Source organism: Methylophaga sp. (genome assembly GCF_965655755.1).
In the GTDB taxonomy this organism is placed as follows: domain Bacteria; phylum Pseudomonadota; class Gammaproteobacteria; order Nitrosococcales; family Methylophagaceae; genus Methylophaga.
The window spans coordinates 1-16,711 of sequence record NZ_CBFHHW010000008.1 but is presented as its reverse complement, the minus strand read 5'-3'; the positions used below and the strand labels follow the sequence as shown (position 1 = coordinate 16,711).

The 16,711-nt window shown below is 45.3% G+C and carries 16 protein-coding genes and 1 pseudogene; 15 read left to right on the top strand and 2 right to left on the bottom strand.

Annotation, left to right across the window (positions count from 1 at the left end):
- Nucleotides 1-5 precede the first annotated feature (5 nt).
- The 12 genes from tilS (at nucleotide 6) to ACTF5U_RS04320 (ending at nucleotide 13,063) form a co-directional block, all read left to right on the top strand.
- The gene (tilS, locus tag ACTF5U_RS04375) at nucleotides 6-1,331 is read left to right on the top strand and encodes a tRNA lysidine(34) synthetase TilS (RefSeq protein ID WP_438970423.1); all 1,326 of its coding nucleotides are present in this window, start codon (nucleotides 6-8) and stop codon (nucleotides 1,329-1,331) included.
- Between the two features lie 100 nt (nucleotides 1,332-1,431).
- Nucleotides 1,432-3,069, top strand: a complete 1,638-nt coding sequence (locus ACTF5U_RS04370; RefSeq protein ID WP_438970422.1) for a CTP synthase — start codon at nucleotides 1,432-1,434, stop codon at nucleotides 3,067-3,069.
- Entirely contained in the window at nucleotides 3,069-3,914 is an 846-nt protein-coding gene (gene kdsA / locus ACTF5U_RS04365) for a 3-deoxy-8-phosphooctulonate synthase (RefSeq protein ID WP_438970421.1), read from the top strand. Before ACTF5U_RS04370 ends, kdsA begins: the two co-directional genes overlap by 1 nt.
- A 41-nt stretch (nucleotides 3,915-3,955) precedes the next feature.
- Nucleotides 3,956-5,236: a phosphopyruvate hydratase gene (eno, locus tag ACTF5U_RS04360; RefSeq protein WP_438970420.1), complete on the top strand. Its 1,281-nt coding sequence runs from the start codon at nucleotides 3,956-3,958 to the stop codon at nucleotides 5,234-5,236.
- 10 nt (nucleotides 5,237-5,246) lie between these two features.
- Nucleotides 5,247-5,537 (top strand): cell division protein FtsB, encoded by a 291-nt coding sequence (gene ftsB / locus ACTF5U_RS04355; protein WP_438970419.1) that lies wholly within the window; start codon nucleotides 5,247-5,249, stop codon nucleotides 5,535-5,537.
- Entirely contained in the window at nucleotides 5,524-6,234 is a 711-nt protein-coding gene (ispD, locus tag ACTF5U_RS04350) for a 2-C-methyl-D-erythritol 4-phosphate cytidylyltransferase (protein ID WP_438970418.1), read from the top strand. The genes ftsB and ispD overlap by 14 nt, the downstream gene beginning before the upstream one ends.
- Nucleotides 6,234-6,710, top strand: a complete 477-nt coding sequence (gene ispF / locus ACTF5U_RS04345) for a 2-C-methyl-D-erythritol 2,4-cyclodiphosphate synthase (RefSeq protein ID WP_438970417.1) — start codon at nucleotides 6,234-6,236, stop codon at nucleotides 6,708-6,710. The genes ispD and ispF overlap by 1 nt, the downstream gene beginning before the upstream one ends.
- 1 nt (nucleotide 6,711) lies before the next feature.
- Complete coding sequence (gene truD, locus ACTF5U_RS04340; protein WP_438970416.1) at nucleotides 6,712-7,815, top strand: tRNA pseudouridine(13) synthase TruD; 1,104 nt, start codon at nucleotides 6,712-6,714, stop codon at nucleotides 7,813-7,815.
- A gap of 3 nt (nucleotides 7,816-7,818) precedes the next feature.
- Nucleotides 7,819-8,595 (top strand): DUF1223 domain-containing protein, encoded by a 777-nt coding sequence (locus tag ACTF5U_RS04335; protein ID WP_438970415.1) that lies wholly within the window; start codon nucleotides 7,819-7,821, stop codon nucleotides 8,593-8,595.
- A gap of 6 nt (nucleotides 8,596-8,601) precedes the next feature.
- Nucleotides 8,602-9,993 (top strand): siroheme synthase CysG, encoded by a 1,392-nt coding sequence (gene cysG / locus ACTF5U_RS04330; protein ID WP_438970414.1) that lies wholly within the window; start codon nucleotides 8,602-8,604, stop codon nucleotides 9,991-9,993.
- A 168-nt stretch (nucleotides 9,994-10,161) separates the two neighbouring features.
- On the top strand, nucleotides 10,162-12,507 hold the full coding sequence (locus ACTF5U_RS04325; protein ID WP_438970413.1) for a TonB-dependent receptor: 2,346 nt from the start codon (nucleotides 10,162-10,164) through the stop codon (nucleotides 12,505-12,507).
- A 58-nt stretch (nucleotides 12,508-12,565) separates the two neighbouring features.
- Nucleotides 12,566-13,063, top strand: coding sequence for a PepSY domain-containing protein (locus ACTF5U_RS04320; protein ID WP_438970412.1), 498 nt, complete (start codon nucleotides 12,566-12,568; stop codon nucleotides 13,061-13,063).
- 48 nt (nucleotides 13,064-13,111) lie between these two features.
- Here ACTF5U_RS04320 and nadC read toward each other — a convergent pair whose 3' ends face one another.
- A complete protein-coding gene (nadC, locus tag ACTF5U_RS04315; RefSeq protein WP_438970411.1) occupies nucleotides 13,112-13,954 on the bottom strand; it encodes a carboxylating nicotinate-nucleotide diphosphorylase in 843 nt (280 codons plus the stop codon).
- 75 nt (nucleotides 13,955-14,029) lie between these two features.
- Between nadC and ampD the strand changes: the two genes are divergently transcribed.
- Entirely contained in the window at nucleotides 14,030-14,587 is a 558-nt protein-coding gene (ampD, locus tag ACTF5U_RS04310; protein ID WP_438970410.1) for a 1,6-anhydro-N-acetylmuramyl-L-alanine amidase AmpD, read from the top strand.
- Nucleotides 14,588-14,632: 45 nt separating this feature from the next.
- Here the strand turns inward: ampD and ACTF5U_RS04305 are convergent, their stop codons facing one another.
- Nucleotides 14,633-15,313: an FKBP-type peptidyl-prolyl cis-trans isomerase gene (locus ACTF5U_RS04305; RefSeq protein ID WP_438970409.1), complete on the bottom strand. Its 681-nt coding sequence runs from the start codon at nucleotides 15,311-15,313 to the stop codon at nucleotides 14,633-14,635.
- Nucleotides 15,314-15,511: 198 nt separating this feature from the next.
- Between ACTF5U_RS04305 and ACTF5U_RS04300 the strand changes: the two genes are divergently transcribed.
- Together ACTF5U_RS04300 and ACTF5U_RS04295 are read left to right on the top strand one after the other, a co-directional pair.
- Nucleotides 15,512-15,994 (top strand): SUF system Fe-S cluster assembly regulator, encoded by a 483-nt coding sequence (locus ACTF5U_RS04300; RefSeq protein ID WP_438970408.1) that lies wholly within the window; start codon nucleotides 15,512-15,514, stop codon nucleotides 15,992-15,994.
- A pseudogene (locus ACTF5U_RS04295) lies at nucleotides 15,987-16,711 on the top strand (Fe-S cluster assembly protein SufB); the annotation flags it as partial. The gene ACTF5U_RS04300 and the pseudogene ACTF5U_RS04295, both read left to right, overlap by 8 nt.

Sequence of the window (16,711 nt, the reverse complement as noted above, 5' to 3'; positions counted from 1 at the left end):
CAGGGGTGGCTTTTAACCCCCAACAAGTCATTGTCGATCTGATTAAATCGGTCGCTGACCGTTCTATATGTATTGCATACAGTGGCGGCGTGGACTCACATGTTTTACTGCACCTGCTGGCATCATCTAACCACCCGCAACTCTCCGGTATTAGAGCGATTCATATCGACCATGGTTTACAGGATGATTCAGCTCAATGGGCGAAACACTGTGCTACAGTCGCTTCCGATCTGGGGATTCAATTCGAATCGATTAAAGCGTCTGTTGAAAATATTAACGACCTAGGTACTGAAGCAGCGGCGAGGCAAGCACGCTACCAGTCATTTGAAGAAGCGCTTTCGGATAATGAAGTACTGCTTACAGCGCAACATCAGCACGATCAGGCAGAAACGCTCATGTTGCAACTATTACGCGGGGCTGGGCCAACTGGCTTGAGCGGGATGAAAACAGAGTCGAAACTCCATGACTTAACCATCATCCGACCTTTGTTAAGACTCAGCAAGGCAGATATTCTAGAGTATGCCGAGTTACACCAACTTGATTGGATCGACGACCCCAGCAATATTGATCTGAACTACAATCGAAATTACCTCCGCCATAAAATCTTTCCGGAACTCGAAAAACGATGGCCTGCTGCAGATAAAACGCTCAGCCGCAGTGCTGACCATTGTCGAGAAGCAGCGGAACTCATTCAAGAGTTGGCACGGCTTGATGCAGAGAACGTCTGTATTAACCGACATGATGAAATATCAATATCAGCACTGACACAATTAACACAAGCCAGGCAGCGTAATGTTCTGCGCTTTGCAATCGAACAATCGGCTTTACCTTTACCGTCAACTGTCATTTTACAACGTGTGATTGATGAGATTTGTATGGCGGCAGCAGATAAAACACCCCATGTTCATTGGACGGGTGCTGAAATTCGTCGTTATCGTGACACGCTGTTGATTCAAGCTGAACCTAGGACACACGCTGAGCAACACGAACAAATATTGAATAACACGGCAGATATTGAATTAGTTGATGGTCGCCGGCTCAAATGGCAACAGCGTTCAGGAGAGGGCTTGAAAGAGAATGTGGTTAAAAGCCCACTATTACTCAAATTTCGAGAAGGTGGAGAAAAAATTCGCTTGCAGGGACATTCACAACATAAGTCACTTAAACAGCTATTTCAGGAGTGGGGGGTTCCGCACTGGAAGCGGGGAACCATCCCGCTGATTTTTGTGGATCATGAATTAGTTGCTGTGGTTGGCTATGGCTACGCTGAGCACTACGCTGCTGATATTGGTGAGAAAGGCTGGTTGCCTTATCTGGAACAGGCGCAATAAACCATTTTTTGATTGAGAGAAACGGCCAATTCTGATAATTTATACGGTATTTTGAGCGCAGCCATTCTGGCCGCGTCGTGTTTATTGAATTCTCCATAATATGACTAAATTTATTTTTGTCACTGGTGGTGTTGTTTCGTCTCTCGGTAAGGGAATCGCGGCGGCATCACTGGCTGCTATTCTTGAAGCAAGAGGCCTGAAAGTCACTCTGGTCAAGCTTGATCCCTACATCAATGTCGATCCGGGCACTATGAGTCCGCTTCAGCATGGTGAGGTTTTCGTGACAGAGGACGGTGCCGAAACCGATCTGGACTTGGGTCACTATGAACGCTTCATCGATGCGGATATGACAAGCCGCAATAACCATACTACTGGTCAAATTTATGAGAATGTTATCCGCAAAGAACGTCGCGGTGAATATTTGGGTAATACCGTTCAGGTCATTCCTCATATTACGGATGAAATTAAACGCTGCATATTTGAAGGTGCCGATGATGTGGATGTCGCACTTATCGAGATTGGTGGTACCGTCGGTGATATTGAGTCTCTACCCTTTCTAGAAACCATTCGTCAGATGGCGACCGAATTGGGCCGGGATCGTGCTTTGTTCCTGCATCTGACGCTAGTGCCGTATATCGCATCAGCCGGTGAAATTAAAACCAAACCTACTCAGCATTCGGTTAAAGAGCTGCGAACAATTGGTATTCAACCCGATGTGTTGGTCTGTCGTATGGACAGACCGTTACCGGAGTCGGAACGCCGCAAAATTGCATTGTTCACCAACGTGCCTGAAAAGTCTGTGGTGTCATGTGTTGATGTCGACAGTATTTACAAAATTCCGATGGAACTGCATCGACAGGGCTTGGATGACATTGTTGTTAAACAACTCGGATTGGATGCCAAACCAGCTGATTTGAGCCAGTGGCAACAGGTGTATGAAAATTTGAGTAATCCACTTGGCGAAGTTGATATCGCTATGGTCGGTAAGTACATGGACCTGACAGAGGCTTATAAATCGCTGTCAGAATCATTGATTCATGCCAGTATTCATACCCGCACTAAGGTGAACGTCCATTACGTCGATTCTGAGCAGGTTGAGCTGCACGGAACAGACTGTATCAAAGATATGGACGCGATTCTCGTGCCAGGTGGTTTCGGTGAACGCGGTGTTGAGGGCATGATCGAAACAGCCCGTTATGCGCGTGAAAACAATATACCTTATCTTGGTATTTGTCTGGGTATGCAAGTGGCTGTGATTGAATATGCTCGCCATAAAGCGGATTTGCCGGAGGCTTATAGCACTGAGTTTAACCTTCATACGCCCGATCCCGTCATTGGTTTAATCACTGAGTGGCAAAAAAATGATGGTAGCGTAGAACAGCGTGACACAGACTCTGATTTAGGCGGCACCATGCGCTTAGGTGGCTATGCCTGTCAGCTTAAAGCCGGCAGTCTGGCCCAAAAAATCTATGGTAAGGAAGAAATTATTGAACGCCATCGTCATCGCTATGAGTTCAATAATAACTACATGGAAAAACTGGAACAGGCAGGACTGGTTTTTTCTGGCATGTCAAAGGACCAAAGCCTGGCAGAAATGATTGAAATTCCTGAACATCAGTGGTTCGTTGCCTGCCAGTTTCATCCTGAATTTACGTCTACTCCTCGCCATGGCCACCCGTTATTTGAAGGCTTTATCAACGCGGCTAATACCAATAAAAAACAGCGGGGAGACAGCTGATGCAACTGTGTGGACATGACGTCGGCGGCAAACAGCCTTTATTCCTGATTGCTGGTACCTGCGTCATTGAGAGTGAACAGATGACAATGGATGTCGCAGGTCAGTTGAAAGAAATGACCGACAAGCTCGGTATTCCATTCATCTATAAATCCTCATTTGATAAGGCCAACCGTACTTCAACTAAAAGTTATCGCGGCCCCGGTGTCGAAGCCGGTTTGGCGATTCTTGAGAAAGTTAAAAAAGAATTTGGCTTGCCTGTGCTGACCGATGTCCATGAAGATACGCCTCTGGCAGAGGTTGCCAGTGTGGTCGATGTGTTGCAGACGCCTGCTTTTTTATGTCGTCAAACCAATTTTATCGTTAACGTGGCGAGCCAAGGCTTACCGGTCAACATTAAAAAGGGTCAGTTTCTGGCGCCCTGGGATATGCAGCATGTGGCAGCGAAAGCCAAATCTACCGGCAATGAACAGATTATGTTGTGTGAACGAGGCACCTCATTCGGTTACAACACCCTAATTTCAGATATGCGTGCTTTGCCGCAAATGCGCCACATGGATTGCCCGGTTGTGTTTGATGCTACCCATTCAGTTCAACAGCCCGGAGGTCAGGGTGGTGCTTCCGGCGGTCAACGTGAGTTTGTACCTGTTTTAGCGCGGGCGGCGGTAGCCACCGGTGTTGCGGGCATTTTCATGGAAACGCATCCGGATCCGGAAAAAGCATTGAGCGATGGCCCTAATTCATGGCCATTACATAAACTGTCTGCCTTGCTTGAAACCTTGCAGGCCATTGACGCAACAGTCAAACAACAGGACTTTATTGAAGACGAGCTTTTAGCTGGCCGTTAAGTCCAATAAACCAGTTAAGATTCTTATACGGGAGCAGAGCATTGAGCAAAATCATTGATGTAAAAGCACGAGAAATTCTCGACTCACGCGGTAACCCTACGGTAGAAGCCGATGTAGTACTTGAAAGTGGTGCAATGGGGCGTGCAGCAGTGCCATCAGGCGCCTCGACCGGTGAACGCGAAGCCGTTGAATTACGTGATGGCGATAGGCAACGATACTTAGGTAAAGGCGTATTAAATGCGGTTGCTGCAGTAAATGGTGAGCTACGTGAGGCCGTGTTGGGTATGGAAGCAACCAATCAACGTGCTTTGGATGACAAGCTGATTGCAACTGATGGCACAGAGAATAAAAGTCGTCTTGGTGCCAATGCTTTACTGGCTGTTTCTATGGCGACCGCTCGCGCTGCTGCGGCGGATGCTAAAAAACCGCTCTACAAATATCTGGCAACAGATGGTGACACTGTGATGCCTGTTCCGATGATGAATATCATTAATGGTGGTTCTCATGCAGATAACAGTGTCGATCTTCAAGAGTTCATGATCATGCCTGTTGGCGCTGCAAACATCAGCGAAGCAATTCGCTATGGCGCGGAAGTTTTTCATGAGTTGAAGAAAGTGCTGAACAGCCGTGGATTAAATACAGCCGTGGGCGATGAAGGTGGTTTTGCGCCGGATTTACCGTCGAACGAAGCCGCGATTGATGTAATCCTCGAAGCCATCAAAAATGCAGGCTATGAGCCGGGTAAAGATATTATGTTGGCGCTTGATGCTGCCAGTTCTGAATTCTACAAAGATGGTCAGTATGTGCTGGCATCTGAAAATCGTTCCTTAAGTTCAGCAGAGTTCACTGACTTACTGGCTGACTGGGTTGAACGTTTCCCTATCATCAGCATTGAAGATGGAATGGATGAAAATGACTGGGACGGTTGGAAACTTCTGACTGAAAAGATTGGTGATAAAGTTCAACTGGTCGGTGATGACCTGTTCGTCACCAATCCGAAAATTCTGCAACAGGGGATAGATCGGGGCGTCGCTAACTCGATCCTGATCAAAGTGAATCAAATCGGTACCTTGTCTGAAACATTGGATGCGATCAATCTTGCTAAAGCAAACGGCTATACCGCTGTTGTGTCCCATCGCAGTGGTGAAACAGAAGATACAACGATTGCCGATCTGGCTGTGGCTACCAATGCCGGTCAAATCAAGACAGGTTCTCTGTCGCGTTCAGATCGTGTTGCTAAATATAATCAATTGCTGCGTATTGAAGCAGAGCTGGGCAATGCTGCTAGCTACCCGGGTATGAAGGCATTTAACCTGAACTGAACAATGCCTTATGATTAAACCCGTTATGATTGTTTTGACCATTTTGATGGTGTTGTTGCAATACCGACTCTGGTTAAGCCATGACGGGTTACCCTCGCTGCTTCGCTTACATCAGCAGGTAGAGAAACAAAAACTCGATAATGAACAGTTGGTTGAACGCAATCAGGTACTTGCCGCAGAGGTACAGGATCTGAAAAGTGGTCTGGATGCATTAGAAGAACGTGCTCGAAGTGAGCTGGGCATGGTCAAGCCAGGTGAAACTTTTTTCCATGTCATAGAAGACACTGATGAACAGGACTGAAAAAGTCTGGGCTGTCGTTCCCGCTGCAGGTATCGGCAGTCGGATGCAGTCTGAGGTCCCCAAGCAATACCTCAAAATCGGTCATAAAACCATCCTTCAGCACACACTGGAGCGACTTGCCTCTCATGCCGATATTGAAGGTATTGTGGTGGCTTTAGCAAAACACGATTCCTGGTGGCCTGAACTCGACATAAATCTATCTTGCCAATTGCTTATCGCTGACGGTGGAGAGACACGATCCGATTCAGTTTTGAATGCCCTCACCATGCTCTCTCAAGTCAATACCGATGATCCGTGGGTATTAGTTCATGATGCGGCTAGACCCTGTTTACGCCATGATGATATTGATCACATGTTACAAACATTATTGACACATCAGGTCGGCGGAATATTAGGCATACCTGTGACCGATACTGTAAAACGGGTTGATGCTACCAACACAATTATTGAAACGGTTTCCCGGGAAGGGCTCTGGCGGGCGGCGACGCCACAGATGTTCCACCTGCAACAGCTCAAAAAGGCGATTACAACAGCTACAGAGCAGGGAGTAAGCGTGACTGATGAAGCCGGAGCGATCGAGTTGGCAGGTTGGGAACCGATGATGGTAGAAGGGCATAGTGATAATATCAAAATTACTATTCCACAAGATTTAGCTTTGGCGCAGTTATACCTGCAACAACAGGCGGGAGAGCAATAATGCGAATTGGGCATGGTTACGATGTACACCGATTTATTAAAAACCGACCATTAATTATCGGTGGCGTCACGATTCCCCATTCGCATGGCCTCGAAGCCCATTCTGATGGTGATGTACTCATTCACGCTGTTTGTGATGCATTGCTGGGTGCGGCCGGTTTATGGGATATCGGTCATCATTTTCCTGACGATGATGATGCATTCAAAGATATCGACAGCCGCGTCTTATTACGCCGTGTCGTTGCCGATATTTCAGCACTGGGCTGGAAGATCAGTAATGTCGATGTCACGGTGATCGCCCAATCACCGAAACTGGCCCCGTTTATACCGGAAATGCGCTCGTTGTTGGCGGATGATATGGGTGTTACCAACTCAGATGTTAATATCAAAGCAACGACAACAGAACAACTTGGTTTTGTTGGGCGAAAAGAGGGCATCGCTGCCCACGCCGTCACCTTAATCCATAAGGCGGGATGAGTTGCGCCAGTTTAATTTCAGTGAACTGGCCCGAGCCAACATCTCTGCAACGCAATGCAAAGCCAATATTAGGCAGCAGCCTGATCACTTTCAGGTTAATGAAAAGATCCCTTTCGAACCTCAGGGGGAAGGTGGGCACGCCATGCTGTTAATTGAAAAAACAGGCAGCAATACAGACTGGATAGCGAAACAATTAGCGCGGTTTGCAGGCGTGGATGATGTCGCTGTCGGTTATGCAGGCATGAAGGATCGTCATGCCGTTACGACTCAATGGTTCAGCGTTAATCTTGAAGGTCATGATGAGCCTGACTGGTCAGCGTTTGCTGAAGATAGTTGTATCGTCAAAACAATCACTCGTCATAATAAAAAGCTAAAACGCGGCGTGTTGTCGGGCAACTTTTTCCATCTTTGTCTGAGTGATGTCAAAGGGGATAAAGATACTTGGCAAAAAAATCTAGAATCGATTCAACAGCATGGCGTGCCTAATTATTTCGCTGAACAACGATTTGGTCATCACTACGGTAATCTTGAAAAGGCAGATCGCTGGTTCGTAGAGAATAAAAAACCAAAAAAACGCCAGCAGCGTAGTATTTTTCTATCCGCCGCACGCTCCTGGCTTTTTAATCTGGTGTTATCTGAACGCGTTAAAACAAATACCTGGCAAAAGCATATCAAAGGTGATGTGATGCAACTTGCCGGTACACGCAGTAGTTATTTTGAAGCAGATGACACTGATGATTCGATAGCTTCTCGTCTTGAACAGTTTGATATTCATCCGACCGGACCTTTATGGGGGCGGGGAGAAGCGTTAACACGATCTGCTAGCTTAGAGCTGGAAAAAGGTGTATTAGCTAACTGGTCTGATTGGCAACAAGGGCTGGAACGGGCCGGCTTAAAGCAAGAACGTCGCGCTTTGCGCTTGCATCCAGAAGAGTGTAACTGGCAATTTGAAGAACCCGATCAATTACAACTCTCCTTTTATCTCCCGGCGGGCTCCTATGCGACTGCTGTATTACGTGAATTAGCGATAGTTACCGATATCAGCCAACGGAACTCTGATTCCAATCTGCCGCTCTCATTTAATAATAGAGATGACCAGGACTGAGTGATGCTGAAAAAAAGTCTATATTTAAGCTACTTGCTTGTATTGCTACCAATGCTGGCAATAGCGGAAAGCTGGCAGGCAAAAAGTAGCGATAATCAAACAGCGGTTATCGAACTTTTCACTGCTGAAGGCTGTGGTTTATGTCCCGCAGCGCATCGGTGGGTGAAACGATTACCTGAGCATGGAATAACCGATACTAATCTTATTGTCCTTGCCTTCCACATTGACTATCTGGACGATAAAAAGGCCTGGGTCGACAAATTTGCCAAACCTTTATTCTCCGATCGCCAAAGACAACTAGCCAGACTGAATCTTTATCAAACCGTATTCACACCTGAGCTATTCTTCAGTGGTGAGGTTGTTCATAACTGGGAAGACCTCGGTATTGAGGCAATAGAGTTTATCAATAGCCTGGAACCAGAAGCCGATATCACCCTGGAAGCTGACAAAATGAGTCAGCAACTGAAACTCACAGCGGATATTGATGTGAAAGGCGACGAAAACCGTCAGCATGCCAAGCTATACTTTGCTGTAACGGAAGACAATATCATCAGTGAGGTTCGTGGAGGTGATAATATGGGTGCCATTTTTAATCACCAAAATCTTGTTCGTCGCTGGTTAGGACCCTTTAATCTTAACCACGAGGGTCAGACTAAAGTGGAGACCGAGTTGGAATTGTCTTCGGACTGGAAGCTGCATGATCTTTCAATTGTAGCTATTGTTCAAAACCTTAATGACGGCTTTACCCTGCAGGGAATATCACTGCCGCTAGCAGAATAAAAAAGAATGGAATATCTACCAATATTTGTTGATTTAAAACAGCAAGACTGTCTTGTTGTCGGTGGTGGAGACATCGCTGCCCGAAAAGCGGGTGTATTACTTAAAGCTCAGGCACATGTGACTATCGTTGCTCCGGCTATTTCTAATAGCACACAAAATCTGGTTAATAACGGAGAAGTGACTTGGATAGAAGCACATTTTGAACCATCTCATGTAAAACAACAGCGATTAATTCTGACAGCAACCGATGACGAAGCGGTTAACGCTCAAGTACATACTGCTGCTCAAGAAAAAAACATTCTGGTTAATGTGGCTGATGATCCGAGTAAGTGTGATTTTATATTGGCTTCTATCTTGGATCGCTCACCGATTATTGTCGCTGTCTCGAGTGGTGGTGAATCTCCGATACTTGCCAGAAGCCTGCGAGCCAGATTGGAAACCTTAATCCCACCAAGCTATAGCCAATTAGGGCAATTAGTAGGGCGCTATCGTGATGCGGTAAAAGTAAAATTTAGCAAGCTTAGTCAAAGACGACGTTTTTGGGAGTCAGTTCTGGAGGGCCCGGTTGCTGATCATATGCTGGCAGGTCGTGACGAATTAGCTGAAAAAACGCTGCTAAGAAAACTGGCTGATCCAGACAGTGACAATTTGAAACGAGGTGAAGTTTATTTAGTAGGGGCAGGTCCGGGTGACCCCGAGTTATTAACCTTTAAGGCCTTACGTCTGATGCAACAGGCTGATGTTGTGTTTTACGACAGACTCGTCAGTAAAGAGATCTTGTCTTTGGTGCGTAAAGAAGCTGAATTAATTTACGTCGGTAAACAGCGAGCCTGGCACGCTGTTCGCCAGGAAGAAATTAATCAACTTCTGTTAGATCATGCAAAACAGGGTAAGCGGGTTTTACGTTTAAAAGGGGGGGATCCCTTTATTTTTGGTCGTGGCGGAGAAGAAATCGACACTTTGGCTGATGAAAAAATTCCGTTTCAAGTTGTGCCGGGCATTACCGCTGCATCGGGTTGTGCTAGCTATGCGGGTATTCCGTTAACACATCGAGATTATGCACAAAGCTGTGTCTTTGTTACCGGACAGCTTAAAGAAGGTGAGCTGGTTTTGAACTGGTCGAGTCTGGTACAGCCGCGACAGACTGTTGTTGTCTACATGGGCTTGGCAGGCTTGCCGCAATTGAGTCAACAATTACAGGCGCATGGCATGCCTTCGGATATGCCTGCGGCTTTGGTCCAACAGGGAACAACAGAAAACCAGAAAGTTTGGGTAAGCACGATTTCAGAGCTGCCTGGAATCGCAGAAAAAGAACAACCCGTCGCGCCTACGCTGGTGATTATTGGTGAAGTGACGAAGCTACACAACAACCTCGCGTGGTTTAAAACTGGTTTATAACAGCCAGTTTTGATGGTTGCTATCAGCCTTTTTAATAAAATACATGGTCATTATAATTTTTAAGCAACTGTTATTAATAAGCTTTATTGGTTGGCATCCTCTGTGCTTTGTATAACTGGGTTTATTTACCATAACTATAATTAAAGTACTTCGGGAGAGAAATTAGTAATGCAAGTACCACACAAAAAAAAGGCGTTAAGCCTGATGCTCGCTTCGGCTTTGCTTACTGGATCAGCATTTGCTGCTGACGATGATGTAGAGCTGAGTAATATCCAGGTTATTGGCACGACGCCGATGCACGGCGTGGGTTTACCAGAGGATGAAATTCCAGCCAATATTCAATCGGCTACTGACGAAGACGTTGAACGCATTCAAGGTCTTGATATTTCAGATTTTATGAATAAAACGTTGGGTAGCGTCAGTCTGAATCAGGCACAAAACAATCCTTTCCAGCCAGATTTGAAATTCCGTGGTTTTACCGCGTCGCCATTAGTCGGTAATTCACAAGGGCTGTCTGTATACATGGACGGCATCCGAATCAATGAACCTTTTGGCGATGCAATCAATTTCGAATTGATCCCAGAATCTGCAATTGCCAGCATGAATCTGATTCCCGGTTCTAACCCCGTATTTGGCTTGAATACGCTGGGTGGTGCTTTGTCTATCCAGACAAAAAATGGCTTTACGCATGCAGGACATAGCCTGGAAGCGTATACCGGTTCATTTGGTCGTGATTCCGGTACCATTGAAAGTGGTGGTAGTGATGGGAATTTTGCTTATTACGTAACGGGTTCTATTACCAAAGAAGATGGCTGGCGTGACTTCTCACCTTCACGTGTTGAGCAATTCTTTTCTAAGTTGAGCTATGCCAACGAAGACTCCACTCTCGACTTTGGTATCACCGCCGTTGATAGTGATCTCAATGGTAATGGTGCTTCGCCTACTGAACTCGTTGCAATGGATCGTGAGGCCGTTTTCACACATCCTGATAACACACAAAACGAATTACGGATGTTTACCCTAAACGGTTCACATTGGCTGGATGATACAACAATGCTGTCCGCCAATACCTATTACCGCCGCAGCGATCGAAGCACCTTTAATGGTGATGGATCGGAATTGTCGGTCATTGGTGGTCAAATAGGTGAAGACGAAGATGGTGCAGAGGGCGTTTTTGATGGTGATGATGAAGTGTTACCGGTTGGCGCTGCGGCATTAGGATTCAATAATGGTGATGATGTTGCACTGAATAATACGAGTAAAACTGAACAGGACAGCTATGGTTTTGGGTTACAAACTACATTTCTAGATGATCTGTTTGGTCGAAAGAACCAACTCATTGTCGGTGCCAGTTACGATAAGTCTGATGTGAAATACACTTCACAATCTGAGATTGCTCGTTTCACATCATCGCGCGGTACCGATGGGACAGGGTATATTATTGATGAAACCGTGGTCGATGGAGATATTGATACCGAGACCTTCAGTTTATTCTTTAGTAACACACATTCTTTCACTGATCGTCTTGCGGTAACTCTTGCGGGTCGCTATAACCATATTGATGTTGATATTTCGGGTACGAGTATGGGCGGCGATCAGAATCTTAATCCAACAGGGCATGACAATGTGTTCGCCCGTTTTAACCCGTCGTTGGGTGTGACCTATGCGTTCAAAGAAAACCTGACAGGTTATGCCAACTACAGTGAGTCAAATCGTGCGCCATCGCCATCTGAGCTGACCTGTGCAAACTCTGACAGTGATGACGAAGATCTAGAGTGCGCATTGCCAAACTCATTTCTTGCTGATCCGCCATTGGATGATATTGTTGCCAGAACCATTGAAGCTGGGCTTCGTGGCACAAACGGAAACGTGAATTGGAATGCCGGTGTTTTCTATACCAATCTGGAAGATGATTTATTTTTCTTCCCATCTGTTGAAGATGATGATGGGCTTGATCCTCGGCTCAACACGGGCTCGTTTGACAATATAGGAAATACATCACGAGCAGGATTGGAACTTGGTGCTGACGGAAGTGTTGATAAATTGACTTGGTTTGCAAATTATTCATACGTTCGAGCTGCATTCGAAGATGAACTGTCATATGCACGTGCCGTAGGCGAAGATAATGTTCAAACATTCAATGTGGATAAAGGGGATCGTTTACCAGGTATTCCTGCCCACAACATTAAAATTGGTGCAGATTATTCCTTTACTCAAAAATTAGCATTGGGCTTCACAGCCTCATACCATTCAAGTCAGTACTACCGTGGTGATGAAGCAAATGTTGATAAAAAGATTGGTCATTACAAAGTTGTAAATCTTCATGGCCGTTATCATGCGACCAAGAACTTACAGTTCTTTGCCAAAGTGGATAACGTGTTTGACAGTGAATACGAAACATTTGGTCTTTATGGTGAACCTGATGAGGCCCCTGGCTTTGACTTTGAAGACCCACGCTTTGTCGGTGCCGGCGCACCAAGAGCAGGGTGGATAGGTTTCAAGCTAACCTTGTAACGTAGTGACTTAATCACTTGGGCTGTCTTCGGACAGCCCATTTTTTTTGGGATGTAGAATGAAAAACGTTTTGGCCGCATGCATGTTCATGTTACCGCTGAGTGTGTTAGCGAATGAATCGGACTATTTTGAACGTTGCATGCAAAATGTACTCAAGGAACAACCGGGACAAGTTTTAAAAGTAGAATTAAAGCTGGAAAATGAGCATGAAGTCTATGAATTCAATGTGCGGGCTATGGATGGCACAGATTGGGATTTAGAATGTCAAAAAAAATCTGGCGACATTCTTGAGAAAGAACAAGAGGTGGCTCACCCCAATCACCCTCGGTTTAAACAGCATGTAACAATCAATGAACGTGAAGCACGTGTGATTGCTTTATCGAAGTTTTCTGGTGAAATTGTTGAAGTCGAGTATGAAATTGAAGCTAACGGTAATGCGACCTATGAATTTGATATTGATACCGATAAAGGTGAACAAATTAAAATAGAAATCGATGCTGGCAGCGGCGAAGTGGTTGAAATCAACCATGAGCTCTGGCAAGTCGGTCTTGAATAAAAGTTTACTCTCGACCGCAGTTCCGGCATCTGGCCGGGCTGCGGTTTTTTATTGAAACCGTAAAGACAGATCTACAGCCTTGATGTCTTTAGTTAAAGCGCCCACTGAGATACGATCAACACCTGTTTCAGCAATGTCACGAACATTCGATAAACTGATACCCCCTGATGCTTCAAGTTGCGCCTGTCCCTGATTGATCACTACAGCTTGTTTAAGCTGTTCCGTATTAAAGTTATCCAGTAACACAATATCGGCATTGGCTGATAATGCTTGTTGTAATTCGTCTAGGTTTTCAACCTCCACTTCCACTGCGATATCTGGATGCAGGTTTTTGGCCTGGTGGACCGCAGCGCTAATAGAACCTGCCGAATTGATATGATTTTCTTTAATAAGAATGCCATCATAAAGGCCGAAACGATGATTGAAGCAACTGCCACAACGTACGGCATACTTCTGTGCAACACGCCAGCCCGGTATCGTTTTACGGGTGTCCAGGATTTTTACAGCCAAACCCGAGACAGCATCGGCATAGCGTTTAGATAACGTTGCCGTAGCAGATAATGTCTGTAAAAAATTCATTGCCGTTCTCTCACCCGTCAGTATCGCTCGAGCAGGTCCAGTTAATGTACAGATGACACTGTCAGCAGTGAGATTGTCTGCATCGACTGCATGCCACTCAATCGAAATACGATCATCAATTTGTGCAAATACTGCGGTAAACCAGTCCCGACCACACAATGTCGCATTTTCACGTGTGATTAATTTGGCTGTCGCGATTGAATCAGCCGGGATTAGCGCGGCGGTGAGATCCTGTTGACCAATATCTTCGAGCAGGGCAAGCTTAACTTGTGATTCGATAAAGGCAGCAGGTAAGGGATTTTCAATTGTCATGAGCTTCAAACTATCTGTGAAACGTAATAGGTTAACGTTTGTTTGCGTTTAATGCTATTTGATAGGAATGATTGAGTGAAGATAGATATACAAACAGGCTTACTTGCTTGTGCTGAGTTTAAGTTGTCACCTAACTGTGATGAGCGGCCTAATGCTGACGATATAACAGGCATTGTGATTCACAATATCAGTTTACCGCCAAATGAGTTTGGTGCTGGGTTCATTGATGATTTGTTTTTAAATCAATTGGATTGCGATGCGCACCCCTATTTCGAGCAATTGCGTGAGTTAAAAGTATCATCACATCTGTTAATTCGACGTAATGGTGAGTTGGTACAGTTTGTACCTTTTCACATGAGAGCCTGGCATGCAGGACAATCTGAGTGGCAGGGACGTGAGCGCTGTAATGATTTTACTGTAGGGATCGAATTGGAAGGGTGTGATGAAAAACCGTTTGAGAATCAACAATATCAGGCTCTGGCAGCTGTTATAGAAACCTTATGTGAGACCTATTCAGAATTAACGCATCATCGAATAATAGGGCATGAGCACATCGCTCCAGGCAGGAAAACCGATCCTGGACCCCATTTTGAATGGGATTATCTCAATCAATTATTGCAGATAAGAGCATAAAAAAACCGCCCTTAGGCGGTTTTTTTTATGCTTCAATGTAAATGATTACTGAGTAATGGCAATCAATTCAATATCAAAGATTAAGGTTTCGTTAGGGCCAATTAGCTGACCAGCACCTTGAGGACCATAAGCCAGGTTAGCTGGAACGACGATACGCCATTTGCCACCTTCCTTCATCATTTGTAACGTTTCCTGCCAACCTTGGATGACACCGTTTACAGGGAAAGTAGCAGGTTCCCCTCGGTCGTATGAACTGTCAAAAACAGTGCCGTCAAGTAAGGTGCCTCTGTAGTGGGCAATGACTTTGTCATTTTCAGCTGGTGTAGCACCATCACCTTCTTTAATAACTTCGTACTGAAGGCCACTATCGGTTGTTACCACGCCTTCTTTCTTGGCATTTTCTGCCATGTAGGTTTTGGCTTGCTCTTGCTTCTCATTCATGACCTTAGCCATTTCTTTCGCTTTTTGTGCCTGGAAATCCTGAATGACTTTTTCAGCGCTTGCTTGATCAAGCTGTGGTTGCTTACCCGCCATCATGTCTGCCACGCCGGCTTTGAATGCTTCAAGATCGAGTTCAACACCTTCCTGCATCATATTTTGTCCGACCTGAATGCCAAAGATGTAACTGAGTTTTTGTTTTTCCGTATCTAAGGTGGTGGCGTGATCATCAGCCATTACGTTTGCTCCAAATAATAAGGGTAGAAAAGCGAGTGTCTTTAAATTCATTAATATTCTCTCAATGTGTGATTTATATTCAAGTTGTTTCGCTGAATTTAGTACAATTCAAGGGTCGTAAAGTTCATCACCATACCCGAATTCACAGGATTTTTCACTGGTGTCTTTAGAGTAGCTGAGCAAAACACTTGGTTATTCGTTTAATTGATACTATAATAGTACCAATTAGGAGGGCGATTAATGCTGCGCATGGGAAAATTAACAGATTACGGTATTGTGCTGATGAGCTATCTCGCGGCCAACCGTAATATACAACACAGTGCACATACCATTGCAGATGCTGTAATGATGCCGTTGCCTACAGTGAGAAAAGTACTGAAATCACTTTCACATGCTGGTCTGCTTAATTCTGAGCGCGGTGTTATGGGTGGATATAGTTTGAGTCGTTCACCGGACATTATTTCAGTAGCTCAGATCATCACCGCGATTGAGGGGCCTATCGCGTTGACTGAATGTGTTAGTGATGAGAGCCATTGTGAACAAGAAACGCACTGTGCAGTCCAAACTAACTGGACACGAATTAATAATGCGGTTTTCCACGCGCTGGATGAAGTGAAACTAGCCGATATGCTAGGACCGCACAATGAAGTGGGGATAAGCCCAATAAAATTTTACTCATCAGCAACTAAGATGAGTGCTGCAACAATACAGGATGGTGAGTTCCATGACTGAGCAAAGTCAACAACTTGAATCGATTACACAGAAAGAATACAAGGCTGGTTTCGTTACCGACATTGAAGCGGATAGTCTGCCGCCAGGTCTTAATGAGGATGTCGTACGACAGATCTCGCTTATTAAGGGAGAGCCTGAGTGGATGCTCGAGTGGCGCCTGAAAGCGTATCGACATTGGCTAACGATGGATACGCCTGAATGGGCTCATGTCCACTATCCAGAAATTGACTATCAAGACGTGAGTTATTATTCAGCGCCAAAGAAAAAAACGGATGGTCCTAAAAGCCTCGATGAGGTCGATCCTGAATTGCTTGAGACTTATGAAAAATTAGGTGTTCCGCTCGATGAGAGAGCTCGGTTAGCTGGGGTTGCAGTTGATGCTGTATTCGATAGTGTTTCTGTATCAAACACATTCAAGGATAAGCTTGCAGAGGAGGGGATTTTATTTATGCCTATCTCTGAAGCTATCCAGGAGCACCCTGAGTTGGTAAAAAAATACATCGGCAGTGTGGTCCCACATAAAGATAACTTCTATGCGGCATTAAACTCAGCTGTATTTACTGATGGCTCATTTGTGTATATTCCAAAAGGCGTGCGTTGCCCAATGGAGCTATCTACCTATTTCCGTATCAATGCGGCCAATACAGGACAGTTCGAACGGACATTAATCATCGCCGATGATGATGCTTATGTGAGCTATCTGGAAGGCTGTACTGC

Bases quoted from the DNA above. Each gene is read 5' to 3' on its own strand.
- cysG (WP_438970414.1), top strand. From the start codon at position 8,602: ATGGAATATCTACCAATATTTGTTGATTTAAAACAGCAAGACTGTCTT.
- ACTF5U_RS04300 (WP_438970408.1), top strand. From the start codon at position 15,512: ATGGGAAAATTAACAGATTACGGTATTGTGCTGATGAGCTATCTCGCG.
- ispD (WP_438970418.1), top strand. From the start codon at position 5,524: ATGAACAGGACTGAAAAAGTCTGGGCTGTCGTTCCCGCTGCAGGTATC.
- ACTF5U_RS04320 (WP_438970412.1), top strand. From the start codon at position 12,566: ATGAAAAACGTTTTGGCCGCATGCATGTTCATGTTACCGCTGAGTGTG.
- ACTF5U_RS04370 (WP_438970422.1), top strand. From the start codon at position 1,432: ATGACTAAATTTATTTTTGTCACTGGTGGTGTTGTTTCGTCTCTCGGT.
- kdsA (WP_438970421.1), top strand. From the start codon at position 3,069: ATGCAACTGTGTGGACATGACGTCGGCGGCAAACAGCCTTTATTCCTG.
- ACTF5U_RS04325 (WP_438970413.1), top strand. From the start codon at position 10,162: ATGCAAGTACCACACAAAAAAAAGGCGTTAAGCCTGATGCTCGCTTCG.
- ACTF5U_RS04335 (WP_438970415.1), top strand. From the start codon at position 7,819: ATGCTGAAAAAAAGTCTATATTTAAGCTACTTGCTTGTATTGCTACCA.
- ispF (WP_438970417.1), top strand. From the start codon at position 6,234: ATGCGAATTGGGCATGGTTACGATGTACACCGATTTATTAAAAACCGA.
- ftsB (WP_438970419.1), top strand. From the start codon at position 5,247: ATGATTAAACCCGTTATGATTGTTTTGACCATTTTGATGGTGTTGTTG.
- nadC (WP_438970411.1), bottom strand. From the start codon at position 13,954: ATGACAATTGAAAATCCCTTACCTGCTGCCTTTATCGAATCACAAGTT.
- ACTF5U_RS04305 (WP_438970409.1), bottom strand. From the start codon at position 15,313: ATGAATTTAAAGACACTCGCTTTTCTACCCTTATTATTTGGAGCAAAC.